Consider the following 6,980-nt stretch of genomic DNA (forward strand, 5'->3'; position numbering starts at 1 on the left):
GGCTTGAGCGCATCAAAACCATGGCGCCGATACAAACGGTGCCATTCCAGCAGGGTCTTGCGGTTGTAGGTGCGAAGCCCATAATGCGGAACATCATGGNTTTTNGCACTGACCTCATCCAGATAAGCCGTGTGCGACGAGACAGTATCCGTCAGTAACGGCGCAATCAGGCCATAACGAAATAAAGCGATCAGTTCTTTGTCTTTTTCAGTCATTGTAAAAACCTCCGATTTTAATAAGATATGAGGTTTTAAGGATCCATAAAACCAGGTAAGTAGAAGAATACCGGATCGCCGGACAAAAAGCAAAGCAAACGCTGTGTGGGATAAACACCCCTTCAAAAAAAATCGGAAAGATGGTACAATTAATGTGCCATAAATCCTTTCTTAAAATGATCGTAATATCTTTTGGCGAAGATGTGGGGCTTACCCACCGAGAAGACCATTTCAAGAAGCTTTATGGCTTTTTTNTGCCAAAAATCAGGAAAGACGATTAACGGATCTTCGCAGATGCGAAAATACTCAATCAGCCGGTTCATGCAAAGCAGAAAACGCCGGGAGATAAAGAGCCGATGCTGATGCGCTAAAGCGCAAGCTGAAGGAATCCTGTTAAAGAAGGCCCAAAGCAGTTCCAGTAGAAATGGAAGGGCCAGCTGAAACCCGGGATGGCAGAAAGAAGGCAGGATACTCACGGTCTTACCGCAATGAATACAGTGATGTCGTTGAATCGGAATGAAGAAAATTTCCTCATACCAGATCACATGCCGGTGATAGACACCATGAAGATGAACCCGCCTGCACGAATGACAATGAGGACAGCTGTCGATGCGAACTTTTTCAGATGTGTAAAATGCGGTGATGTAATCCAACGGATGTTCACAAAAGTGCTCCAGATAAACCATGGTTTGTGCTTCCTTAAAGTGACTAATGATTAATCATTATACCATAGTTGANAAGCCAGGTTTAGCCGGAATAATTTGATTAAATCAGGACTGTTTTGACACTTATAATTTGACAACTAACAACCCATCATTTAAAATAAAGTTAATGTATTAGAATAATTGATACATTGCTTTATTTTTTTTAAAATTTTTTAAATAATTTCTTATCTCCATAAGTTCTACAAAAGTTATTGTTATGATATCGACAGACGAGAAGTGGCAAGGAGGAAGAAAAGGTGTAAAGTTGTAATAAAAGTGTGAAAAAGATAATCCGCATTAAACTGATCCCAAAACTAAATCCACAGCTGATGCCTTCACAATCACAGATGCATCCCAGGTTGTATAGACAGTTTAAATAGATTGAGCTTGAAGTTAAAACCCACACAAGATACCTGTTAAAGGAAGAACGACAATGAAAAGAGGAAAAAAATGAAAAAAAATGCAATATTAAACTCGGGAAACGTACTGAACCCACCCAGCGCTACTAGCACTATCAAAGGTACTAGTAGAAAACATTTGTCCACCAAACTGCTGGGATTTACTCTGGTAATTCTGGCAATTGCAGTCATCTCTCTTAGTATTATATTTATAAATATGGGGTCAGCGGCCATTTTGGAACAAGCCCATGCCGATGCCCGGAAATACACCGATGAAGGAGCTTCCCACGTCGGGGCCATCATTTCCGGTAATCTCAACACCCTCAGTGAGGTAACTCTGCGCAGCGGTGTCTCCACCATGGACTGGAATGCCCAGGTTGCCGCCATCGCTGGCGACGTGGAAAAACTGGGATACCAGGACATTGCCGTGATGAACATGGACGGCCATGCCAAATATTTGGCGGGCGGAGGCGAGTTCGACTCCGCCGGACAGTTCTGGTATGAGGACGGATTCAAAGGTGACACGGCTATTTCTGATGTTGCCATCAGCAAGGTCACTCAGAAGCCGGTGGTCTTTGATGTAGTCCCGATTAAAAACAATGGTCAGGTAGTTGGATTACTGGTCGGACGTCGGGATCCCACCTTCTTAAAAGATACCACCAATGCTATGGGGGACGGCAAGCGTCAATACGGCTTTGTGGTCAGCAACGAGGGTAGTTTGATAGCCCACCTTGATGATGAGATGATTATGAATCAGACCAATGTATTTAACGATATCGAAAACAATGGGGTCTGGAAAAGTTTTGGGATCGCCTTTAAAGAGATGGGTGTCGGACAAACCGGGATGCTCTCCTACACCCTAAATGGTGAGACTAAAATCGGAGCCACTGCACCCATTCCCGGAACCAACTGGACCCTAGTTATTGCCCAGTATGAAAGTGATGTGCTGGCACCGATGCATCATTTACGCAACATCACCCTGCTGGTCTTGCTGCTGGTGCTGTTACTTGGTGGCGCTGCCGCCTGGTATCTGGCCAAACGAATCAGCAAACCGATTGTCGAATTAACTGCCCTGGCCGATCAAATGGCGCTGGGGGATGTGGATCTGGAAATCGCGGCGACCACTGAAGACGAAATCGGTGCCCTGATGGATTCCTTTGCGACTATCATTGAAAACCGTAAAGCCCAGGCTGATGCCGCCCAACGGTTATCCGAAGGCGATTTCGCGGTGGAGATCATTCCGCAGTCTGACAAGGATGTGCTAGCATACTCCCTGATTGGCCTGGTTGCCGAAATGAATAAGGTCAATGACGGGATTAAAAAAATCGGTCTGGCCGCTCAGGATGGTCAACTCAATTACCGGGGCAACACCACCGAGTATGCCGGTGCCTTCAAGGATATGATTGTCAGTCTGAACAACATGATCAACACCTTTGTCAAACCGCTGAAAGTCGCCAGCAAGGCCATCGAACGGATCGGCAACGGCGTCATTCCGCCCCCGATCACCACCGAATACAAGGGTGATTTCAATGATCTTAAAACCAATATCAACGCCTGTATTGACGGCTTAGGCGCCCTGACCGAAGGGAATCAGGTGCTGGCGATGCTGGCGGCCAATGATCTGTCCCAGAAAATTGAAGGCCAGTATCAGGGGATTTACCAGGAAATTGGCGAATCGATTAACGGCGTTCACAGCCAGATGGTTCATATTGTCGAAATTGCCAATAACCTGGCCGCCGGCAACCTCTGTGATCTCGATGGCCTCAAGGCCATTGGCCAGCGCAGCGACAATGATACCCTGGTACCCAGCTTTATCAGCATGATTGAAAGCATTGCCATGCTGGTGGCGGAAACCCAGGAAATGACCCGGATCGCCGTTGATGGTGATCTGACCAACCGCGGTCACGTGGCTAAATTCCAGGGCGAATATGCCAAGGTCGTGGAAGGCTTCAATCAGACCCTTGATGTCGTCATTGAACCAATCAATGCCGCCTCGGCGACCCTCCGGGAACTGGCCCAGGGCAATCTTCACACGGCCATGACAGGTGACTTTAAAGGCCAGCATGGTCAGATTAAAGAAGATATGAACCAGACCATTGCCTTCCTCAAGGAGTACGTCGAAGAAATCACCGATACCCTGGAAGAAATTGGCCGCGGCAACCTCAACCTGGAAATCACCACCACCTACCTGGGCGATTTCCAGGCTATTAAACTGGCCCTCAATGATATCACCGCCAGCCTCAGCACCACCATGGCGGACATCAACAATGCCGCCGGTCAGGTGGAAAGCGGTGCCCGTCAGATTTCTGACGGTGGTCAGGCCCTGGCCCAGGGTGCCACCGAACAGGCTTCGGCCATTCAGGAACTGACTGCTTCCATTGACGAGGTCGCCCAGGAAACCAAACAGAATGCCACCCGGGCCAATGAAGCTAATCAACGCTCGATTGAGGTGCGTAATAACGCTGAAATCGGCAATGTCCGAATGAATAACATGGTCACCGCGATGGTGGACATTAATACCTCATCCCAAAGTATTTCCAAAATCATCAAGGTGATTGACGACATCGCCTTCCAAACCAATATTCTGGCGCTGAATGCCGCGGTTGAAGCGGCTCGGGCCGGACAACATGGCAAGGGCTTTGCGGTGGTCGCTGAAGAAGTCCGCACCCTGGCCGCCCGCTCAGCCGAAGCCGCCAAGGAAACCACCGGATTGATTGAAGGCTCCATCGATAAGGTTTCGGTCGGTTCTAAAATTGCCGATGAAACCGCCGAAAGTCTGACCCAGATTTTATCGGACATCGAGAAGGTTACCAGCTTAGTCGGTAATATCGCCCAGGCTTCCAACGATCAGGCCTCGGAAATTGCCCAGATCACCAAAGGGATCGAACAGGTTTCACAGGTCGTTCAAACCAACTCCGCCACCGCTGAAGAAAGCGCCGCCGCCAGCGAGGAACTCTCCGGCCAGGCCGAAATGCTCAAACAGATGGTGGGTGCCTTTACGATCAAAACCGATGGCGCCTCCTTTGCCCCAGCTCCAGCCAAGCCTCAGTACCAATTGGAGTCAGCCCCAGCTGAACCCCGGATTGATCTGGACGATTGGGATAATGACAAGTATTAATCCAACCAACACGGAAACATCGACAGCGTGAGAATTAGCGAATAAAATTAAACCCTCCCTAGGTATCATTGATATGCTCCCCTTATAGTGGACAGTTTAAATAAAAAAACTGTTTATTATAAGGAAGAGCATATTTTTATGGGAAGAAAACGTAAGTTTATCCCGGAAGAAAAATTAAAAGTGGTAGAAACCATTCTAAATGGCATCGATTTGGCTTGCAATCAAGCCCGGTTGCGGGGAATTGATCGGAAGTCAATTCAGTAATGGATTTGTAATTATATGAGACCTGGAATAAATGGTCTCATTACAGCCAACCAAAATGTTTCCTACAGCAAAGCGTTGAAGGAATCGGCTGTTTCAGAGTATTTATCAGGTTTGGGATCGTTGATAGATATCTGTCAAAAGTATGGAATTCATTCAAAAGAGCAATTGCGAAATTGGATTTTGAAGTATAAAGGTCATGAAAAACTGAAAACTTCTGGAACAGTAATCATGGCTAAAGGACGGAAAACTACCTATGATGAACGGGTGGAAATCGTAACATCCTGTATTGAAAATGAAATGAATTATGCGGTGACCGCGGAACGATATCAGGTATCCTATCAGCAGGTCTACCAGTGGGTCAAAAAAACGAATCCAAAGGTGTTGGCGGATTATTGGATAAACGTGGCCGGAAGAAGCCGGAAAATGAACTGTCTGAACTGGATCTGTTGCAAGCATCTACATAAGCCTGATGTCTACCTGTTTCCATAGTTAATCTCATACAGAATATACTCCTTTTAATGATTTTATAAAACAATTTCAATAAATCGAAAATCTTAATATATTATTCAAAATTTACGTATTTCAAAAGATGAGAAATATAATCTTTTTAGTGCATAATAAAAGTGCCTTTTGGGAAAAAGTACTTGCAAAAAACAAATATAATCATTAAAATAATACATATTAAATGGGTAGGGTTTAATTTGAAAAAGCTCTACCCATTTTTAAAATACCAATATAAATTTGATTACTACGTTTGGACTTGAATATGATTTTCATCAATTGAGAGAGAATTTTTAATGATTAAAAAGTATACGAATTTAATTAGCAATAGGGAGGATAACAGAAATAGGATTCAAAAAAAAATATTGATTGGATTTTCTGCAATTATGATTATGAGGAAGAGTATGCTTTAATTCAAAAGCATCCAGAAATGGGTGTGAATATACTTAAATCTATAGAGTTACTGGATGATATTCTTCCCATAATAATGTATCATCATGAAAGATATATCGGCAATGGATATCCTGATATGATTAGTGGAGATAGTATTCCTTCGTTTTCTAGGATTATTTCAGTCGCAGATATATATGATGCGATGACATCTAATAGACCTTATCGTGAAAAATTCCTGCATGAGGTAACAGTCGAGGAAATGCTGCGTAATAAGCAAATACAGTTCGATGGTAGAATCGTTGATGCTTTTTTAAAAATAGAAAAATCATTAAATAATGATAGTAAATGATTGGAGTGGAAATATGAATAAAAAATTTATTGCTGTTGTTATTTTGTCCATGATATTTTTAGGGGCAATTTGTGGATATACATTTTGTATAATTTTTATGATGACTAGGGAAAGTTTATTAATACACTGTGTTTCAACTGGAATTATTTATGGTTTAATCAATTCTTTATTTGCATTATTTTTTATACATAGATACAGTATTCTAAAAGTAGATAAACAAAAACTTGAACAGGAAATAAGAATAGATAAATTAACTGAATTATATAATAGATATGCTTTTGAAGAAGATATAAAGAGTCTGAATAACAGCTCAACTTACACTGTGATTTATTTGGACATAGATGATTTTAGTAAATTTAATAACACCTATGGACATGAAGCAGGCGATATCGTATTAAAAAATGCGGCAAAAACAATTAAAGGTAGCATTCGGAACATTGATAAAGCATATCGATATGGTGGTGAAGAATTGATTGTTATTTTAGATGAGTGTGCAAAAGAATTAGCTTTGAAAATTGGTAATAGAATTATAGATAATATCAGGAATAGTGATAATACACCTTATCCAGGAATTACGGTTTCTGCTGGATTAGCTTCCGCTCCTGATGATGCTGAGTCTTTTGCCAATCTATTAAAAGCAGGTGATACAGCCTTATATAGAGCGAAAGAACTGGGTAAGGATAGATTAGTTAGTTACCAGAAAAATATGGAACAAGATTTCGCATGTAAACTGTGATTAGTTTTTTGGCAAAAGCATTATATGGAATTGTCAATAATAGTTCAGTCAAAACGCGCAAGGAATTTTCCAAGCCCCTATAGAATAGCCAGCCCTCATCGTCGGTAACAATCATCAAAACTTCAAATGCTATGCAGCGAGCTGGTGATTGTCGATAAAAAGCCCCCGATAAACCAGCGGTGGATAGCCATTATTTGTACTGTAAATTCGTCGTCGATTGTAATAATGGATATAGCGGTAAACAATCGTTTTGACTTCAACCATGGGCATACTTTTGGTATTAATTTTATAGAGCTTCTCTT

The 6,980-nt window shown here is 42.7% G+C and carries 5 protein-coding genes and 1 pseudogene; 5 read left to right on the plus strand and 1 reads right to left on the minus strand.

Annotated features, from left to right (window positions below):
* A pseudogene (locus tag A3KS_RS0116825) lies at positions 1-215 on the minus strand (IS481 family transposase); the annotation flags it as partial.
* 1,154 nt (positions 216-1,369) lie between these two features.
* On the opposite strand from A3KS_RS0116825, the gene A3KS_RS22865 reads away from it, so the two are divergent.
* The 5 genes from A3KS_RS22865 to A3KS_RS21760 all read left to right on the plus strand — a co-directional run bounded on the left by A3KS_RS22865 (position 1,370) and on the right by A3KS_RS21760 (position 6,678).
* Entirely contained in the window at positions 1,370-4,435 is a 3,066-nt protein-coding gene (locus A3KS_RS22865) for a methyl-accepting chemotaxis protein (protein WP_051355961.1), read from the plus strand.
* 138 nt (positions 4,436-4,573) lie between these two features.
* A complete protein-coding gene (locus tag A3KS_RS24160) occupies positions 4,574-4,699 on the plus strand; it encodes a hypothetical protein (protein ID WP_278247322.1) in 126 nt (41 codons plus the stop codon).
* A gap of 15 nt (positions 4,700-4,714) precedes the next feature.
* Entirely contained in the window at positions 4,715-5,188 is a 474-nt protein-coding gene (locus A3KS_RS21755; RefSeq protein WP_051355962.1) for a helix-turn-helix domain-containing protein, read from the plus strand.
* 385 nt (positions 5,189-5,573) lie between these two features.
* The gene (locus tag A3KS_RS0116845) at positions 5,574-5,942 is read left to right on the plus strand and encodes an HD-GYP domain-containing protein (RefSeq protein ID WP_278247323.1); all 369 of its coding nucleotides are present in this window, start codon (positions 5,574-5,576) and stop codon (positions 5,940-5,942) included.
* 13 nt (positions 5,943-5,955) lie between these two features.
* Complete coding sequence (locus A3KS_RS21760) at positions 5,956-6,678, plus strand: GGDEF domain-containing protein (RefSeq protein WP_051355963.1); 723 nt, start codon at positions 5,956-5,958, stop codon at positions 6,676-6,678.
* The last annotated feature ends 302 nt before the right edge of the window (positions 6,679-6,980 follow it).

This window comes from Acetobacterium malicum subsp. dehalogenans DSM 11527, from assembly GCF_000472665.1.
Lineage (GTDB): Bacteria > Bacillota > Clostridia > Eubacteriales > Eubacteriaceae > Acetobacterium > Acetobacterium malicum.

Excerpts from the sequence above, each read along its gene's own strand:
- A3KS_RS22865 (WP_051355961.1), top strand. The coding sequence starts at position 1,370 with ATGAAAAAAAATGCAATATTAAACTCGGGAAACGTACTGAACCCACCC.
- A3KS_RS24160 (WP_278247322.1), top strand. The coding sequence starts at position 4,574 with ATGGGAAGAAAACGTAAGTTTATCCCGGAAGAAAAATTAAAAGTGGTA.
- A3KS_RS21755 (WP_051355962.1), top strand. The coding sequence starts at position 4,715 with ATGAGACCTGGAATAAATGGTCTCATTACAGCCAACCAAAATGTTTCC.
- A3KS_RS21760 (WP_051355963.1), top strand. The coding sequence starts at position 5,956 with ATGAATAAAAAATTTATTGCTGTTGTTATTTTGTCCATGATATTTTTA.